Source organism: Dactylosporangium sp. NPDC000521, assembly GCF_042898305.1.
Lineage (GTDB): Bacteria > Actinomycetota > Actinomycetes > Mycobacteriales > Micromonosporaceae > Dactylosporangium.
The window spans coordinates 1-16124 of sequence record NZ_JBIAYW010000005.1 but is presented as its reverse complement, the minus strand read 5'-3'; the positions used below and the strand labels follow the sequence as shown (position 1 = coordinate 16124).

At 71.9% G+C, this 16124-nt stretch carries 15 protein-coding genes and 12 tRNA genes; 4 read left to right on the top strand and 23 right to left on the bottom strand.

What is annotated here, in order from left to right; translation table 11 throughout:
• The coding region (locus ACFY3L_RS18080; protein WP_389324647.1) for a hypothetical protein at positions 1–489 on the bottom strand (489 nt) is incomplete at its 3' end.
• Between the two features lie 107 nt (positions 490–596).
• On the opposite strand from ACFY3L_RS18080, the gene ACFY3L_RS18075 reads away from it, so the two are divergent.
• Entirely contained in the window at positions 597–1598 is a 1002-nt protein-coding gene (locus ACFY3L_RS18075) for a serine hydrolase (protein WP_389324644.1), read from the top strand.
• Here ACFY3L_RS18075 and ACFY3L_RS18070 read toward each other — a convergent pair.
• On the bottom strand, positions 1576–2379 hold the full coding sequence (locus tag ACFY3L_RS18070; RefSeq protein ID WP_389324642.1) for an alpha/beta fold hydrolase: 804 nt from the start codon (positions 2377–2379) through the stop codon (positions 1576–1578). The genes ACFY3L_RS18075 and ACFY3L_RS18070 overlap by 23 nt on opposite strands.
• A 23-nt stretch (positions 2380–2402) precedes the next feature.
• Between ACFY3L_RS18070 and ACFY3L_RS18065 the strand changes: the two genes are divergently transcribed.
• Positions 2403–3230, top strand: a complete 828-nt coding sequence (locus ACFY3L_RS18065; protein ID WP_389324640.1) for a transglutaminase domain-containing protein — start codon at positions 2403–2405, stop codon at positions 3228–3230.
• Between the two features lie 59 nt (positions 3231–3289).
• On the opposite strand, the gene ACFY3L_RS18060 is transcribed toward ACFY3L_RS18065, so the two are convergent.
• The 18 genes from ACFY3L_RS18060 to ACFY3L_RS17975 form a co-directional block, all read right to left on the bottom strand.
• Positions 3290–4798: an LLM class flavin-dependent oxidoreductase gene (locus ACFY3L_RS18060; RefSeq protein WP_389324638.1), complete on the bottom strand. Its 1509-nt coding sequence runs from the start codon at positions 4796–4798 to the stop codon at positions 3290–3292.
• A gap of 567 nt (positions 4799–5365) precedes the next feature.
• Positions 5366–6982, bottom strand: coding sequence for a M4 family metallopeptidase (locus tag ACFY3L_RS18055; protein WP_389324635.1), 1617 nt, complete (start codon positions 6980–6982; stop codon positions 5366–5368).
• Positions 6983–7067: 85 nt separating this feature from the next.
• Positions 7068–7475, bottom strand: a complete 408-nt coding sequence (locus tag ACFY3L_RS18050; RefSeq protein WP_389324632.1) for a DUF1801 domain-containing protein — start codon at positions 7473–7475, stop codon at positions 7068–7070.
• A 9-nt stretch (positions 7476–7484) separates the two neighbouring features.
• Positions 7485–8696, bottom strand: coding sequence for an RNA polymerase sigma factor (locus ACFY3L_RS18045; protein WP_389324629.1), 1212 nt, complete (start codon positions 8694–8696; stop codon positions 7485–7487).
• A 4-nt stretch (positions 8697–8700) separates the two neighbouring features.
• Positions 8701–9117, bottom strand: coding sequence for a YciI family protein (locus ACFY3L_RS18040; RefSeq protein ID WP_389324626.1), 417 nt, complete (start codon positions 9115–9117; stop codon positions 8701–8703).
• Between the two features lie 126 nt (positions 9118–9243).
• A tRNA-Cys gene (locus ACFY3L_RS18035) sits at positions 9244–9316 on the bottom strand.
• A gap of 11 nt (positions 9317–9327) precedes the next feature.
• A tRNA-Arg gene (locus ACFY3L_RS18030) sits at positions 9328–9400 on the bottom strand.
• An 11-nt stretch (positions 9401–9411) separates the two neighbouring features.
• Positions 9412–9495: transfer RNA gene (locus tag ACFY3L_RS18025), tRNA-Tyr, on the bottom strand.
• Between the two features lie 14 nt (positions 9496–9509).
• Positions 9510–9582: transfer RNA gene (locus ACFY3L_RS18020), tRNA-Asn, on the bottom strand.
• A gap of 20 nt (positions 9583–9602) precedes the next feature.
• Positions 9603–9678, bottom strand: a tRNA-Glu gene (locus ACFY3L_RS18015).
• A gap of 14 nt (positions 9679–9692) precedes the next feature.
• Positions 9693–9768 (bottom strand) — tRNA-Met (locus ACFY3L_RS18010).
• A 1-nt stretch (position 9769) separates the two neighbouring features.
• Positions 9770–9842: transfer RNA gene (locus ACFY3L_RS18005), tRNA-Lys, on the bottom strand.
• 11 nt (positions 9843–9853) lie between these two features.
• Positions 9854–9926: transfer RNA gene (locus tag ACFY3L_RS18000), tRNA-Arg, on the bottom strand.
• Between the two features lie 9 nt (positions 9927–9935).
• Positions 9936–10008: transfer RNA gene (locus tag ACFY3L_RS17995), tRNA-Leu, on the bottom strand.
• A 55-nt stretch (positions 10009–10063) separates the two neighbouring features.
• Positions 10064–10136, bottom strand: a tRNA-Gln gene (locus tag ACFY3L_RS17990).
• Positions 10137–10179: 43 nt separating this feature from the next.
• Positions 10180–10252: transfer RNA gene (locus ACFY3L_RS17985), tRNA-Gly, on the bottom strand.
• A 133-nt stretch (positions 10253–10385) separates the two neighbouring features.
• Positions 10386–10459 (bottom strand) — tRNA-Glu (locus ACFY3L_RS17980).
• A 365-nt stretch (positions 10460–10824) separates the two neighbouring features.
• Positions 10825–11394 carry a histidine phosphatase family protein gene (locus ACFY3L_RS17975; protein WP_389324623.1) on the bottom strand — a complete coding sequence of 190 codons (570 nt, stop codon included), beginning with the start codon at positions 11392–11394 and terminating at the stop codon, positions 10825–10827.
• Here ACFY3L_RS17975 and ACFY3L_RS17970 point away from each other — a divergent pair.
• The gene (locus tag ACFY3L_RS17970; protein ID WP_389324620.1) at positions 11384–12127 is read left to right on the top strand and encodes an HAD family hydrolase; all 744 of its coding nucleotides are present in this window, start codon (positions 11384–11386) and stop codon (positions 12125–12127) included. The genes ACFY3L_RS17975 and ACFY3L_RS17970 overlap by 11 nt on opposite strands.
• Here ACFY3L_RS17970 and ACFY3L_RS17965 read toward each other — a convergent pair.
• The 3 genes from ACFY3L_RS17965 to ACFY3L_RS17955 form a co-directional block, all read right to left on the bottom strand.
• Positions 12124–12564, bottom strand: a complete 441-nt coding sequence (locus tag ACFY3L_RS17965; RefSeq protein ID WP_389324617.1) for an Lrp/AsnC family transcriptional regulator — start codon at positions 12562–12564, stop codon at positions 12124–12126. The genes ACFY3L_RS17970 and ACFY3L_RS17965 overlap by 4 nt on opposite strands.
• 46 nt (positions 12565–12610) lie before the next feature.
• Positions 12611–13741 carry an acyl-CoA dehydrogenase family protein gene (locus ACFY3L_RS17960; protein ID WP_389324614.1) on the bottom strand — a complete coding sequence of 377 codons (1131 nt, stop codon included), beginning with the start codon at positions 13739–13741 and terminating at the stop codon, positions 12611–12613.
• A gap of 82 nt (positions 13742–13823) precedes the next feature.
• Positions 13824–14915 (bottom strand): M24 family metallopeptidase, encoded by a 1092-nt coding sequence (locus tag ACFY3L_RS17955; protein ID WP_389324611.1) that lies wholly within the window; start codon positions 14913–14915, stop codon positions 13824–13826.
• Positions 14916–15082: 167 nt separating this feature from the next.
• Here ACFY3L_RS17955 and ACFY3L_RS17950 point away from each other — a divergent pair, with 167 nt between their 5' ends.
• Positions 15083–16033, top strand: coding sequence for an anti-sigma factor RsbA family regulatory protein (locus tag ACFY3L_RS17950; RefSeq protein ID WP_389324608.1), 951 nt, complete (start codon positions 15083–15085; stop codon positions 16031–16033).
• Positions 16034–16124: the final 91 nt, after the last annotated feature.

The window sequence follows — 16124 nt, the reverse complement described above, 5'->3', positions numbered from 1 at the left end:
CGGGGCGAGCGCCTCGGCCGTGTACGAGCCGCCGGCCGCGCTGTGCTCCGGCGCCGGCAGGTCCGGCACCCGGGAGAACAGCTTGCCGCGCCCGTGCAGGCCGGTCCGCGCGGTCACCGGCAGCGCCACCAGGCGCACCCCTTCCGGGACGGCGAGCCGGCCGGTGCCCCACCGCACCCAGATCGCGACCCGGCCGGCGGCGGCCTCGGCGGCGAGCTTGTCGAGGGTCCGCTGCCGGTCGCCGTGGTCGACCTCGACCACCACCGGCGGGCCGTCGGGCCGCGCGCAGGCGACGTCCAGGACTGAGCGCTGCCGCTCGTACGGTGGCGGCAACGGCATCACGCTCGCGGCGCGGCGATAGGTGCGCCAGCCCCGCCCCTCGGCCCACGCCACGACCGCCTCGACGAGCAGCCCGGTGACCTCGTCGGCGCCCCGGTCGGCGAACGTGACGGCCTCAAGTGCCTCGGTGAGGGACGCCGCTATGTCCATGATGAAACGCTACAAGGACGACGTCGCAGGACGTTCAAAGGTTGAAAGCGCAGCAGATGGGATTTGTCATGTTGAATCGGTCATGGCGCGTGGTTAGCGTCCGAACCATGACGAACAAGCTCACCCGCCGCGCCGCCATCGCGCTCGGCGCCGGGGCCGCGGCCGTCCCGCTCGTCGGCTCACCCGCCTCGGCGGAAGCGACGGCGACAGGGTCCCCCTCCGAGCGCATCCGCCGCGTGTACGAGCGGCAGAAGGCCAAGGCCGGCGGCACCTGGCACACCCACATCGCCCTGGTCGACGCGGCGGGGGTGCCGCAGCCGGTCGTCCAGGACGACGCCGACCACGTCACCAAGGGCTACAGCGTGCAGAAGCTCGCCGTCGCCACCGCCGTCATGGACAAGATCGACCGCGGTGAGCTGCGGCTGGACCAGAAGCTCGACCTGCGGGCCGACATCATCCTCGGCGGCAGCGGCATCTACTTCCTGCACACCGTGTGGGGCGACGACATCACGGTCGCCAACTTCCTCACCGCGATGCTGCTCGTCTCCGACAACACCGCCGTGCGCATGTGCGGCCGGGTCGTGCCGGCCCTGGAGATCAACGAGATCCTCGCCGCGAAGGGCTTCACCCACACCAGGGTCGAGCCGGTCGCGAACCCGAACCGGTTCTTCCTCGGCGACACCACGCCCCGCGAGATCCACGACCTGCTGTGGCGCCTGGCGACCAGGACGCTGCTGAAGCCCGCCTCCTGCGACTTCCTGCTCGGCATCCTGCGCTGGATCAACGGCTACCACGACGGGATCCGGCGCAACATGTCCTCGGCGGAGCGCAGCCGGGTCGCGTCCAAGTACGGCCAGGACTTCAACACCCTCGGCGCGTCCCGGCACGAGGCCGGGATCATGTTCGGCGCCGACGGCGCGCCCGCCCTCGTCTACGGGCTGTTCGCCGAGGGCCTCGGCGACCTCGACAACTACGGCGCCACGCACCCCGCCGTCGAGGCGCACGCGGTGCTCGGCCGGGCCATGTTCGACGTCGTCGAACGGGTCACGGTGCCGGCCATCGCGGCGAAGCAGCCGCTGAAGCCGTTCACCGCGGTGGACGGCGGCTGACCCGCTCCAGCACGGCCTCCAGCAGGGGCCCGGGCGCCTCGTCGGGGATCCAGTGGCTGACGCCACGCAGGGTCACGAAACGGAAGTCTCCGGTCACGAAGGCCGCGCACCGGCGGGCCGCGTGGCCGGAGATCGCCACGTCGCGGTCGCTCCAGACGAACGTCGTCGGCACCGTGACCGGGCCCAGTCCCTTGAGGTCGTGGCCGGAGATCGCCCTGTACCAGTTGAGCGCCCCCGTCAGGTCGTCCGGCCCCGTGGTGGGGTGACCGCCGGCGATCCTGCGCAGCAGCGCGCCGCCGCGGGCCGACAGCACCTTCTCCGGCAGCCACGGCGTGCGGAAGAACAGCATGTACGCCGACTTGAGCGTCTGCGCGACGTCGCGCTTGACCGAGGTCGCGTACGCCACGGGGTGCGGCACGGACACGGCCGTCAGCGTGCGGACCCGGTCCGGATGCCGTGCCGCGACGTGCCACGCGACCACGGCGCCCCAGTCGTGCCCGACGACGTGCGCGTCGGGCAGCCCGATCGCGTCGAGCACGGCCAGGACGTCGGCGACGCACTCGGCCATCCGGTACGCCCGCTTGCCGTCCGGCCGGGCGCCGGGAGAGTAGCCGCGCTGGTCGAGGGCGAAGGTGCGCAGGCCGGCGTCGTGCAGCCCGCCGGTGATGCCGTCCCACTCGCGGCTGTCCTGCGGAAACCCGTGCAGCAGCAGGACCGGCGTGCCGTCCGCGGGACCCGTTGCGTGCACCTCGAAGGTCAACCCGCGAACGTCGATGCGCATCGGTTGACGGTACATTGAGGCGCATGGTCGATCGGTACCGGTCGCAGTCCGCCTTCAGTGACCCGGGTCCGTACGCCGCGCTGCTCAACCATCTGCCGACGGACGTTCCCGGCCTGGTCAGCGTCGTGCGCAACGTCGTCGTGCACTACTTCGCGCAGGGCCTGTCGTTCTCCGGCGTTCGACTTGCCGAGGTCGACTCGCGGTGGGTGTCGCGGATGCTCGCCGCGGACCGGTCCCGGCACACCCGCCCGCTCGGCGCGCCCCGCGAGCCGAAGACCCGCGTCGTCGGCTGCGCCCGCGACTTCACCCTGCTCACCGTCGCCGCGCTGCGCCACCGCGGGGTCGCCGCCCGCAGCCGGATCGGGTTCGCCGGCTACTTCGGCGACGCGTTCCACTACGACCACGTGGTCGCCGAGTACTGGAACGGCGAGCGCTGGGTCCGCGTCGACGCCCAGCTCGACCCCGCCACGACCGACATCGACACGTTCGACGTGCGCGAGTTCATCACCGCGGCCGAGGCGTGGATCGCACACCGCCGCGAGGAGATCGACGCCGACAACTTCGGCGCGGATCCGGTCGGCCCGTACCGCGGCCACCGCTTCCTGCTCGACCAGGTCCGCCACGAGCTCGCCCACCGCCAGCGCGACGAGCTGCTGCTCTGGGACGAGTGGGGCGAGGTCGACGAGGAGCTCGCCGACTGGGTCGCCGAGCGCCTGGTCGCCGCCGACGCGGGCGCCGTGGAGGCGGAGCAGGAGCTCGCCGACCGCTACGCCGCCGACCCGGCCCTGCACCCGGGCGGCCGCGTCCACTGCATCTCCCCGAGCGGCCTGGACGCCTGGGTCGACCTTTGACATCCCGCGGCCGGCGCCAGGCTTTCCGCGAGCGGCGCCAGGCCTTTCCGCGAGCGGCGTCAGAAGATGCCGAGGCGGCCGAGGGGGTCGACGAGCTCACGCTCCTCGTAGGCGAGGTGCGACAGCAGCGTGTCGCCGAGCAGGTCGACGGCCTTGCGGACCTCGGCGATGCCGTCGGAGCGCGACACCATGGCGACGAGGGCGGCGTCGACCTGCTCCAGCACGTCGGCGATCACGTGGTGCTCGGCCTCCAGGCGGTCGACGACCGGGGCGAGACGCGGGTCGGCGGCGCGCAGGCGCGGGAAGAGGTTCACGTCCTCGATGGTGTGGTGGGTGGTGACGACCCGGCAGTAGCTCTCGCAGTACGTGCCGAGGGTCCAGGCGTTCTGCCGCATCGTCATCGTGTTGATCATCGACCGGGCCCGGCCGACGTCCGTGCCGCCCGCGGCGACCTGCTCGACCAGGTCCCGCAGCTGCTCCAGCTCCTGGCGGAGGTGGTCGTGCACGTCGACCAGGTGCTGCCCGGACGCGCGCTGCGCGGCGGTGAGCGGGACGTCGGACGTGGGGCCGGTCGGCCGCTGCGACTCGTCCCACACCGTGATCCCTCGCGACACCCCGTCCGTCTCCGAAGCCGAGCCCGCCGACGGCGCGGAGACCGTCTGCGGCCCGGCGGCCGGCGCTGTCGTGCCAGTGGCACCACGGGCCGCGGCGACGAGGCTGCGCGTCTCCGGCACCACCTCCTCGGCGAAGGTCCGCAGGTCGCGGTCGCCGCCCGCCTGGACCATCAGGACGAAGGTGCTCATCCCCTCCCCCAGCGCCAGGTCGGCCAGCTGCGCCGCCCACGTCTTCGGGTGCCCGGCGAGGGGTGCCTGCCCGGGGGCCACGTTGTACAGGCGCCGGACGTCGCGCGGGGAGCGGCCGGCGGCGGTCGCGGCGTCGTCGATGCGGCGGTTGGCCTCGGCGAGCTGCGGCGGCGGCAGGTACGGGGCGCTCGGCAGCCACCCGTCGGCGAGCCGGCCGACGAGGCGCAGCATGCGTGGCTTGACCCCGCCGATCCAGATGCCGATCGGGTGGGCGGCCGGCGGGCCGGGGTGGGCGCCGCGCAGGCGGTAGTGGGTGCCGTCGACGCGGGCGCTGCGCTCGGTGCTCCACAGCGCCCGGATGACGTGGACGGCCTCCTCGAGCGCCTCGATCGACGCACCGGGGGTCAGCACCTCGCCGCCCATGCCGGCGATCGCGTCCCAGAACGCGCCGGCGCCGAGGCCGAGCTCGACCCGGCCGCCGGTGAGGATGTCGAGGCTGGCGGCGGCCCGGGCGAGGACGGCCGGCGGGCGCAGCGGCAGGTTGGCGACGTTCGGGAAGACGGTGAGCGTGCTGGTCTGCGCCGCGACGACGGACAGCAGCGTCCACGCGTCCAGGAACCGCGCCTGGTACGGATGGTCCTGCACACTGGCCAGGTCCAGGCCGAGCTCCTCCGTGAGCCGGGCGAGCCGCAGCGTCTCCGCAGCGGTCGCCGCCTCGGCCGGCAGGAACGTCCCGAAGCGCAGCTCGTGCCCATAGTCGGTCATGCAGATATTCTGCCACACAGACGATCGGGTGCCCTCTTCGTGTGACCGGATGCACCCGGCCGGCCGCGCCTGCACGCGATCGGCGATACGAGCACGCCCCCGGCCACGGTCCCGGTCTCACCCTTTCACAGGCAGGTCACAGAACGTCGGCAGTCCCCGCGCCAACGTCGGCGACCTCCGCAAGAGTCCGGAAGTGTCCACCGTGATGCGCCGAGCCATCCGCTCCCCAACAGGGCCAAGCGCCGGCGGCGCGAACCGGCATCGGCCGGTCCCGTCGCCGGGCACCTCGCCCCCGCCGGTCCGCTTTCCGTGGCGGTCCTGGCAGCCGGTCCGCATTCCGGCGCGGTCCTGGCAGCCGGTCCGCATTCCGTGGCGGTCCTGGCAGCCGGTCCGCATTCCGGCGCGGCCCTTGCCGCCGCGGGCCGATGACGAAGCTGCCCGTCATCGGGTTCGACCTCGGCGACCCTCCCCTGACGGCGGCGCGACCACGGGCCCGTCCCGCGCGGCAAGGCCCGGCCATCCGCATGGCCGGGCCTTTCCACGATGTCGGCCCCGAACCGCTGCCCGCTATGGGCAGGCGGCGTCGTTGCCGGCGACGTTGACCGCGGTCCAGGCGGCCTTGACCGCCTTGTACTCGGTGGAGCAGTTGCCGTACAGGTCGGCGGCGGCGCGCAGCGAGTAGGCGCGGGCCGTGTTGCCCGGGTTGGCGGTGTTGACGTAGGAGGTGTTGGACGTGAAGTACAGGTTCACGGCGCGGAACCAGATCAGCTCGGCCTTCGACCGGCCGATGCCGGTGACGGCGGGGGCGGAGCCGCAGACCGGGGAGGTCCCGTAGGCGGTGCTGCCGGTGCCGTTGGCGAGGTTGAAGAAGAAGTGGTTCGCCGGGCCCGACGAGTAGTGCACGTCGACGTTCTTGGTGGAGGTGGACCAGCAGCTGTGCGACGAGCCGTCCAGCGACGGGTTGTACATGTACCGCAGCGGCGTCCCGTTGCCCCGGATGTTGATCTTCTCGCCGATCTGGTAGTCGCCCGGGTCGCTGGCGGTGTTGGCGTAGAACTCGACCATCGAGCCGAAGATGTCGCTGGTGGCCTCGTTGAGACCGCCAGACTCGCCGGAGTAGGTGAGGCCGCCGGAGACGATGTTGGCGGTGACGCCGTGGCTCATCTCGTGGCCGGCGACGTCGAGGGAGACGAGCGGCCGCGCGTTGCCGGAGCCGTCGCCGTAGGTCATCTGCGAGCCGTTCCAGAACGCGTTGACATACGCGTTGCCGTAGTGGACGCGCGACGGCACGCCGGCGCCGTTGCCGAAGATGCCGTTGCGGCCGTGCACGTTCTTGAAGTAGTCGAACGTCTTCGCAGCGCCGAAGTAGGCGTCCGCGCCGGCGGACTGCCGGTTGCTGTTGGCGTTGGTGCCCCACGTGTTGTCGGCGTCGGTGAAGACGGTGCACGTGCCGGAGGTGGTGTTGTTCATGTCGCAGGCGGTGTTGTTGCCGTGCGAGGGGTCGCTCATCCGGTACGTGCCGCCGCTGAGCGTGGTGTCGACGGTGACGTTGCCGGAGTAGATGGTCTTGCCGGTGCCGGCGACGGTCTCCACCTCGTCCCACGTGCCGAGGACCGCGTTGCTGGTCGCGTCGGTGACGACGTGCAGCACGGACGGGGTCTGCCCGTCCGGCGCCCAGCCCTCCACGACGCTCTCCCACGCGAGCCGCCCGGTGCCGCTGGAGGCGTCGACCATGAGCTGCGGCGCGCGGGTGGCGGTCACGCTGCCGGCGAACGCGGCCCTGGCGGTGCGCTGCGCGGCGACCGCGGCGACGGACGGCGTGACGCTGATCCGCAGCGGCGCGGCGAGGCTGTTGGAGGTGCCGGCGTAGGCGCCCTTGGCGTCGGTGTGCACGACGACGTCGCCGCCGTAGACGCGCAGGCCGTGATACGTCCGGGTGTAGCGCACGTGGGCGGCGCCGCCGGCCTCCACCTCGGTGCGGTAGACCCGGAACGCGTCACCGGACGCGACCTTCGCGTCGGCGCCGTGCAGCCGCAGCGCCCGGTCGACGGCGGCCGAGCCGGCCGACCCGCCGGACACCTCGACGGCCGGTCCGGCGGCGCCGGCGGGTCCCGCGAACGCGGCGGTGGCCGCAGCGGGCACGACGAGCACGGCGCCGATCAGCGCCGCGAAGCTTCTTCTCACTGGCCCTCCCTGAGTGGGTCCATCCGTGACGGGTGACGTCACGCATCGACGTATATCAGGGTATGAATGTCTCGTGAACCCCTTGTTACAAGGTCATGCGGAACGAACGACCCACGATCTCGCGCAGGACGGCGTCGTCGACGGCATCGACGCGCTTGATGTAGAGGCAGCCCTTGCCGGTCGTGTGCGGCCCTAACCGGTCCAGCAGGTCCTGATACGCGTCCACCCCGCCGGTCAGATACAGCACCGTCTGCGCCTTGCGCGGCGAGAAGCTCACCGCCGCGATGTCGCCCTCCCGCCCCGACTCATAGCGGTAGTGCCGCGACCCGAAGCCGATGATCGCCCTGCCCCACAGCACCGCCGGCGCGCCGGTGACCTCGGCCATCAGCGCCACGAGCTGCCGCGCCTCCCCGCGCCGCCGCTCGTCGGCCACCCCCTCGACGAACTCGCCGACATCACCGTCACCCGCCACCGTCTGGTTCGTGTCTGCCATGCGCACACGCTACGACCCGGGTACGACATTTCCGCCGGCGTTGAGCCGCGCGGCACGCATCGTCAGGTAGCGCCGCTCCGGGATGCTCGCGGTGGCCGACGCCGCCGCCCGGTAGTGCCCGATCGCCGCCGGAGCGTCGCCGGCCAGCTCGTACAGGTGGCCGCGGACCGCGTCGAGCCGGTGACTGCCGGGCAGGCGCTCGTCCAGGTCCGCCAGCAGCCGCAGCCCCTCCGCCGGGCCGTCCACCATCGCGGCCGCGACCGCCCGGTTCAGCGCGACGACAGGGCTCGCGGTCATCCGCTCCAGCAGCCCGTACAGGGCGAGGATCTGCGGCCAGTCGGTGTCCTGCGTGCTCGCCGCCCGGTCGTGCAGGGCGGCGATCGCGGCCTGCAGCTGAAACGGCCCGACCGCACCGGCACTGAACGCCGCGTCGAGCACGGCGGTGCCCTCCACGATCAGCGGCCGCAGCCACCGCCGCCGGTCCTGCTCGGCGAGCGGCACCAGGTCACCGGCGGCGTCGACGCGGGCGGGCCGCCGGGCGTCGGTGAGCAGCATCAGCGCCAGCAGCCCCGCGACCTCACCGTCGTCGGGCAGCAGCGCGCGCAGCATCCGGGCGAGCCGGATCGCCTCGGCGGACAGGTCGACGCGGACGAGTTCGCCGCCGCCGCCGGTGTACCCCTCGTTGAAGATCAGATAGAGGACGTGGAGCACCGATCGCAGCCTGGACGCCCACTCCGGCCGCTCCGGCATCCGGAACGGCGCGTCGAGGGAGCGGACCTTCTGCTTCGCGCGGCTGATCCGCTGGCCCATGGTCGCCTCCGGCACCAGGAACGCCCGGGCGATCTCACCCGTCGTCAGCCCGCCGACGGCCCGCAGCGTGAGCGCGATCGCCGACGCCTCGGTGAGCGCCGGATGGCAGCACAGGAACAGCACCGTCAGGGTGTCGTCCCGCTCGTACACCACCGGCGGCGGCTCGACCGCGAGCACCTCCCGCCGCCGCCTGGCCTGATCGGCGCGCAGCTGGTCGAGCAGCTTCCGCGAACCGGTCTGGATCAGCCAGGCCCGCGGATTGGCGGGGATGTCGTCCCAGTGCGTGGCGGCGGCGAGCAGCGCCTCCTGGGTGGCGTCCTCCGCGGCGGAGAAGTCGCCGAACCGGCGGGCGAGCGCGCCGAGGACCTGCGGCGCCAGCTCGCGCAGCAGGTCCTCGGCGGAGTCCTTCACCGGCTCAGACCTCGGACGTCAGCAGCTCGAAGTCGGCCGCGTCCATCACCCTGCGGACCGTGATCGGCTGCCGCTGCGGCACCCCGCCCGGCCCCGGCACGCAGGAGATCTTCGCGGCGATCTCGATCGCGCGGGCCTCCGAGTCGACATCGACCAGCTGATACCCGGCGAGCAGCTCCTTCGACTCGGCGAACGGCCCGTCGGTGACGACCGGCGCGGCGACCCCGTCGGACGTGACCACCTTCGCGTGCTCCGGCCCGGTCAGCGCCTGCTGGTCGACGAGCTCACCGCTGTCGAGCAGCTCCTGCCGCAGCGCCCCGTAGTAGTCCATGTGCGCCGCGATGTCCTGCGGCGTCCACTGCTCCATCGGCGTGTCCACGTCGCCGCCGTTGTAGTCCACGATCAGCAGGTACCTGGCCATCCCGAGCTCCTCACGTCGCGCCGCGCGCCGTCCGGCGGCGGTCACCATGGGAACGGAACCACCCCGGCGGTTTCGACATGCGCGGCGCAACGATCTTCGCACTCGCACAGTGGATGACGCGTCTCGAGACCGAAGCCGGATTCGAACCGGCGTGCACCGCTTTGCAGGCGGCCCCCTGACCTGACTCGGGCATACGGTCGTGCTGCTGCGTGCCCTCGGCTGGACTCGAACCAGCGGCTTCCAGGTTCGGAACCTGGCGCTCTCTCCACTGAGCTACGAAGGCGTTGCGTTGCGTGCGGGTGGAGGGATTCGAACCCCCTGAGCCCAATGGCACCTGGGTTACAGCCAAGCCCGACTCTCCGACGTCGGCGCACCCGCGAGTTGTGATGTTGCTCCGGCGCCCGGACTCGAACCGGGACCTGAACGGTTAACAGCCGTTTGCCCTGCCGATTGGGCGACGCCGGACCGGACGTGCTGGCGATCGGTAGCGCGGACGGGCCTCGAACCCGCACAGTGTCCCGGGTGAAAGCCGGGCGACTCTCCCAATTCGTCCACCGCGCCGTGCTGTACAGGAGATGCGGGAGCGGGATTCGAACCCGCGAGCTCCGGCTTATGAGACCGGCGAGGACGACCGAACTCCTCCACCCCGCAGTGCGCCGCCAGGGACTCGAACCCCGAACCCGCTGGTTAAGAGCCAGCCGCTCTACCCATTGAGCTAGCGGCGCGCGAAACTGCGTGTCCTCGGCTGGACTCGAACCAGCGACCTCCAGGTCCGCAACCTGGCGCTCTCTCCACTGAGCTACGAAGACGTGAAAACGTGCCCTCGACGCGATTCGAACGCGCACCTACGACGACCTCAACGCCGTGCCTCTACCTTTGGACCACGAGGGCGTGGCACCCCGGACGGACCCAGGGCGTGGCACCCCGGACGGACCCGGGGCGCGCGCTGCAGGCGGAGGATTCGAACCCCCAATGTCCGGTTCAGAGCCGGATGTGTTGCCGGGTTACACCAGCCTGCAAGGGGCCGGCGGGGTGATGGCCCGCCGGCCGGGGGAACAACGGAGCGGCAACCGGGGCTCGAACCCGGGACCTTCGCCATGGCAAGGCGACGCTCTGACCACTGAGCTACAACCGCACGTGCTGGTGCCCCGGGAGGCGAGCGTCCCCCTCGCGTTCCCATCCCCGGGCACCCAGAACAGCTCACGGGCACCGACCCCGTTTCTCCGCTTTGGAAAAGCGGCGTGTCCGCCGAGTTCACCAGAGCTGCGTCGCCCGTCCGGGGGTTGAACCCGGTCTTCCGGATTGAGAGTCCAGTGGTCTACCTTCCTCAGCCTCACGGGCGCTATTCGCACTTTCATATAGACGTGCGTCATCCACTGTGGAGTTGTCAAAGAACGCCATTCATCGGCCGGTGAGCGAGCATAGAAAAGCCGCCCGGTCCCGGATGCGGGAAGGGCGGCGGGGTGCTGTGCCAGCGGGCTGCTAGCCGCTCCACCTGCCCTGGTACTGCTGAAGTCGCTCACCGAGATAGCCGCGGAGATTGCCTCCGAACACGGCTTCCCCGCAACCGCACGGCAACTGCCGTCGCGTCGCTTCGCTGGGGAGCCGCTTCATGGCCCGTCTCCTGTCTCTTCGTGTTTCATCCGGTGTTGATGAATACGATAAGGCGCACCGCCGACGGCGACAACCCTATTTATCGGCGGGCTTTCAAATGGTCGCGTTCCAGGTGCGGATCGACGGCAGGTCGTGCTCGTGGCCGAGGGTCGACAGGGTCGCGGTGTCGAGACTGAGGCGCGCGCCGAACGTGACGGGCTCGCCGACCCACCGCGACGCCAGGGCGCGCGAGGCGTGGCCGTGGCTGACGACTGCGACGTCACCGACGACGAGCATCGGGCGGACCCGCGCCAGGAACCGGTCGAGCCGGATCGTGACCTGCTCCGGGGACTCGCCGCCGGGGCAGCCGTCGGTCCACAGGTCCCAGTCCGGCCGCTCGGCCCGGATCTCGGGGGTGGTCAGCCCCTCGTACGTGCCGTAGTCCCACTCGGCGATGTCGGCGTCGACCTCGGTGACCGTGAGGCCGGCGAGCTCCGCCGTGCGCAGCGCGCGGCGGCGGGGGCTGCTGACGACGGCGACGAACGGTGCCGTCATGAACGCCCGGCTGAGCGCCCGGGCCCGCTGCTCACCCGCCGGGGTGAGGTCGAGATCGGTCCTCGAGGTGTGGCGCCCGGCGGCGCTCCACTCGGTCTGTCCGTGCCGCACCACGACGATGTCGCCCATCCGCCTCATTCTGCCTCGCTTCGCTACAGTGCGTCTCGTGGACGAGGTTCTGGTGCTCTGGGATGTTGACCATACACTCGTCGACGTCGATGGACTTGGTCGTGAGGCCTATGAGTTGGCGTTCTTTCGTCGGTACGGCCGGCCGGTGACCCACCGGCCACCCATGGCGGGCCGCACCGACCGGGCGATCGCCCACGACGTGCTGCGGCACAACGGCGCACCGACGTCCGAGGAGCACCTGGAGGGGCTGCGGGTCGCGGCGGAGACGGCGTTCGACGAGCTGGCACATCTCCTGCCGGTGCGGGGCCGGGCGCTGCCGGGCGCCCTGGCGGCCGTCACGTCGGCGAGCGGGGTGCAGTCGGTGCTGACGGGCAACCTGCGGCGGATCGCGGAGGTGAAGCTCGGCCCGTTCGGACTGGTGGAGCACCTGGATCTCGACGCGGGCGCGTACGGCTGGAGCCACACCGTCAGGGCCAACCTCGTCGGCATCGCCAGGGCCGCGGCGCGGCACCGCTACGAGCGCTCGTTCGACGGCCGGCGGACGGTCCTCGTCGGCGACACGCCCCTGGACGTCGAGGCGGCCCTCGCCACGGGCGCGGGCGTGGTGGCCGTGGCGACGGGCCGTTACACGGTCGAGGAGCTGGCGGCGGCGGGCGCCCACGCGGTCCTGCCCGACCTGTCCGACACGCGCGGCGTCGGGGACGCGATCCGCCGGGCCCGCACCGGCCGCTAGATCTTCGGCGACCGGTTCTCGTACGGCGTGGACAGCACGACCGTCGTGCGGGTGATGACGTTGGCGGCGGTGCGGATCTCCTGCAGCAGCCGCTCCAGCGCGAGCGGGCTCTCGACCCTGACCAGCAGCATGTAGAAGTCCTCGCCGGCGACGGAGTAGCACGACTCGATCTCCGGCAGCTTCGCCAGCCGGTCCGGGGCGTCGTCGGGCTGCGACGGGTCGATGGGGCGGATCGCGACGAACGCCGTCAGTGGCAGGCCGATCGCGTCGTGGTCGAGCCGTGCCGTGTAACCCTTGATGACGCCGCGCTGCTCCAGGCGGCGCACCCGCTGGTGCACCGCCGACACCGACAGCCCGACCTTCTCGGCGAGGTCGGTGTAGGACAGGCGGCCGTCGCCGGCCAGGGCCGCGACGATCGCGCGATCGGTCTCTTCCACGGCACGAACCCTAGCTGGTGCCCGCCCCGGCGCGCAGGCGTGACCCTCAGAGCGACCGGGCGATGACGAGGCGTTGGATCTGATTGGTCCCCTCGAATATCTGCAGCACCTTGGCCTCCCGCATGTACCGCTCGACGGGGTGGTCCTGCACGTAGCCGGCCCCGCCGAGCACCTGGACGGCGTCGGTGGTGACGCGCATCGCAGTGTCCGTGCAGAACAGCTTCGCCTTCGCGGCCTCCGCGCTGTGCGGGCGGCCGGCGTCGCGCAGCCTCGCCGCGGACAGGTACAGCGCCCGCGCCGCGGCGATCTGGGTGGCCATGTCGGCGAGCATGAACCCGACGCCCTGGAACTCCATGATCGGGCGGCCGAACTGCGCGCGGTCCTTGGCGTAGGCGACCGCGTAGTCGAGGGCGGCCTGCGCGAGGCCGACGGCGCAGGCGGCGATGCCGAGCCGGCCGCCGTCCAGGGCGCTCAGCGCGATCTTGAATCCGCCGCCGGCCTCACCGAGCAGCCGGTCGGCGGGCACGTGCGCGCCGTCGAGGACGATCTGCGCGACCGTGGAGGAGCGCAGGCCCATGGTCCGCTCGGGTGCCTGCGGCAGCAGCCCGGGGGTGCCGGCGTCGAACAGCAGGCAGGAGATGCCTTCCGGCGTGCGGCAGAAGACGTCGTAGAAGTCGGCCTTGCCGCCGTGGGTGATCCAGGCCTTCGTGCCGGTGACCGTGTACCCGTCGCCGTCGGGCTCGGCCCGGGTGGTGAGCGACGCCGCGTCGGATCCGCTCTGCGGCTCCGACAGGCAGTAGGCGCCGAGCAGCTCGCCGCCGAGCATGTCGGGCAGGTGCCGCTTGCGCTGCGTCTCGGTGCCGTACGCGGCGGTCGGGTAGCAGGCGAGGCTGTGCACGGAGACGCCTTCGGCGACGGCCAGCCAGCGCGCCGCGATCTCCTCGAGGACCTGCAGGTACACCTCGTAGGGCTGGCCGCCGCCGCCGTACTCGGCATCGAACGGCAGCCCGAGCAGCCCGGCCCGGCCGAGCAGGCGGAACAGCTCGCGGGGGAACTGGCCGCGGGCCTCGAAGTCGTCCACGCGCGGCGCCAGCTCCCCGTCGGCGATCTCCCGCACGAGCCCGATGAGGTCGGCCGCCTCCTCCGTCGGCAGAATCCTCTCGACCCGGCCGGTCACAGCGTCACCTCCGCTTCGCTCCGGCGCCGCCGCGACCCAACCTGCCATACCGGTTCGCGGCCCGAGCCGCTCCGCTGGCCGCTCACAGGATCACCAGCTCGGTCGGGATCGTGTTGAGCCGGTCGACGCCGTCGCCGGTACAGACGACGATGTCCTCGATGCGGGCACCGTGCCGGCCGGAGAGGTAGATCCCGGGCTCGATCGAGAAGGCCATGCCTTCCTCGAGCGGCGTGTCGTTGCCGGCCACGATGTAGGGCTCCTCGTGCCCGTCCAGGCCGATGCCGTGGCCCGTACGGTGCAGGAACGCCTCCCCGTAGCCGGCGGCCGCGATGAGGTCGCGGGCGACGGCGTCCACGGACTCGGCGGTGACCCCGGGCCGCACGGCGGCGACCGCGGCGCGCTGCGCCTCGAACAGCACCTGGTAGTACTCGGCGAACTCGGCGGGCGGCTCGCCGATGCAGTACGTGCGGGTCGAGTCGGAGCAGTAGCCGTCGGGCATGCGGCCGCCGATGTCGACGACGACTGGCTCACCCGCGGCGATCACCCGGTCGGAGGTGCCGTGGTGCGGGCTGGCGCCGTTGGGTCCGGCGGCGACGATCGTGAACTCGACGGTGGCGTGCCCGGCGGCGCGGATCGCGGCGGCGATGTCGGCGGCGACCTCGCTCTCGGTGCGGCCGGCCCGCAGCCACTGCCCCATCTGGGCGTGGACGGCGTCGATCGCCTGCCCGGCCCGGCGCAGCGCCTCGACCTCCTCGGGCGACTTGCGCACCCGCAGGGCGGCCAGGACGGCGCCGGCGAGGCGCTGCTCGGCCGACGGCAGCGCGGCGCGCAGGGCCAGGACCTGCTCGGCCCACATCCGGTTGCCGAGCCCGACCGCGTCGGGTTTGCCGAGGGCGGCGCTCACCAGCTCATACGGGTCCGAACCGTCCAGGTGGTCGACGATCCGCACCCCGTGAGGGTCGGCGGCCTCGGCGGCCGGCCGCTCCAGGCGGGGCACGATCAGGGTCGGCTCACCCTCGGCCGGCACCACGAGCAGCGTGAGCCGCTCCAGCGCGTGCGCGTCGTAACCTGTGAGATACTGCAGGTCAGCGCTTGGTGGGATGAGGAGCGCGTCGAGCCCTGCCGCGGTGGCGGCGGACTGCGCGGCACGGAGTCGCTGTTCCTTCTGGGACACGTGTGCAAGCTTAACGTTCGTTTGGTTTCCGGGCGACCTCCCATGGAAGCGGTACCAACGGATAGCTGTCGGCTGGGCACCTTTGGCGTAGTCTGCAATCGAAGCTTGAATAACGGCGTCGATCCACGGACCGGGGCTGTTCCCGACCGAGACGAGCCGCGCATCGCATGACCGCCCGCAACGCCGCCATCGCCGGCGACCGGTTCAGCGAACCGTTCGTCCATGCGGCGCTGCTGTACCACGACGCCGCCACGTTTCTCGACGGCACGATGAACTTCATCTACGAGGGCGTCTCCCTCGGCGAGCCGGTCGCTGTCGCCGCACCTTCGGCCAACATCCGGCTGATCCGCGAGCGGCTCGGCGCGTTCGCCGAGGTCGTCTCGTTCACCGACATGCAGGAGGCGGGCCGCAACCCGGGCAGGATCATCCCGTGGGTGCTGTCGAAGTTCATGGACGAGCACCCGGGCAAGCGGGTCCGCGTGATCGGTGAGCCGGTCTGGCCCGGCCGCTCCGACGACGAGTACCCGGCCTGCGTCCAGCACGAGGCGATGATCAATGTGGCGTTCCAGGGGCGCGAGGCGTCGATCCTCTGCCTCTACGACGCCGGCCACCTCGAGTCGCACATGGTCAAGGACTCCTACGCGACGCACCCGATGATGATCGACGCCGGTGCGCGGTTCGCCAGCGACGCGTACGACCCCCACGGCATCGCCGAGACCTACAACGTGCCGCTGCCGGAGCCGCCGTTCGGCGCCACGACGCTGCGCTTCGAGGTCGGCGACCTGGTCAAGGTCCGCCGCGCCGTCGCCGAGGTCGGCCTGGACGCGGAGCTGCCGCCGGACCGCATCGTCGACCTGCAGAGCGCGGTCAACGAGCTCGCCACCAACAGCATCATGCACGCCGGCGGCTCCGGCACGCTGCGCACCTGGCGCGACGAGGAGCGGGTGGTCTGCGAGGTCCGCGACTTCGGCAACCTCACCGACATGATGGCCGGCCGGCTGCGCCCCACCGGCGGCCGTGGCGGGCGCGGCCTCGTCATGGTCCACTTCCTGGTCGACCTGGTCCAGCGACACACCTGCCAGACCGGCACCACCACCCGGGTGCACGTCCTTCGCTAGTGCAGCACCGCGTTAATTCGTCGGGGGTGTGAGCCAGGCGGTGGGGCTGTTGAGGTAGAGGCCGCAGGCGCAGTCGAGGGCTTCTTCTGGG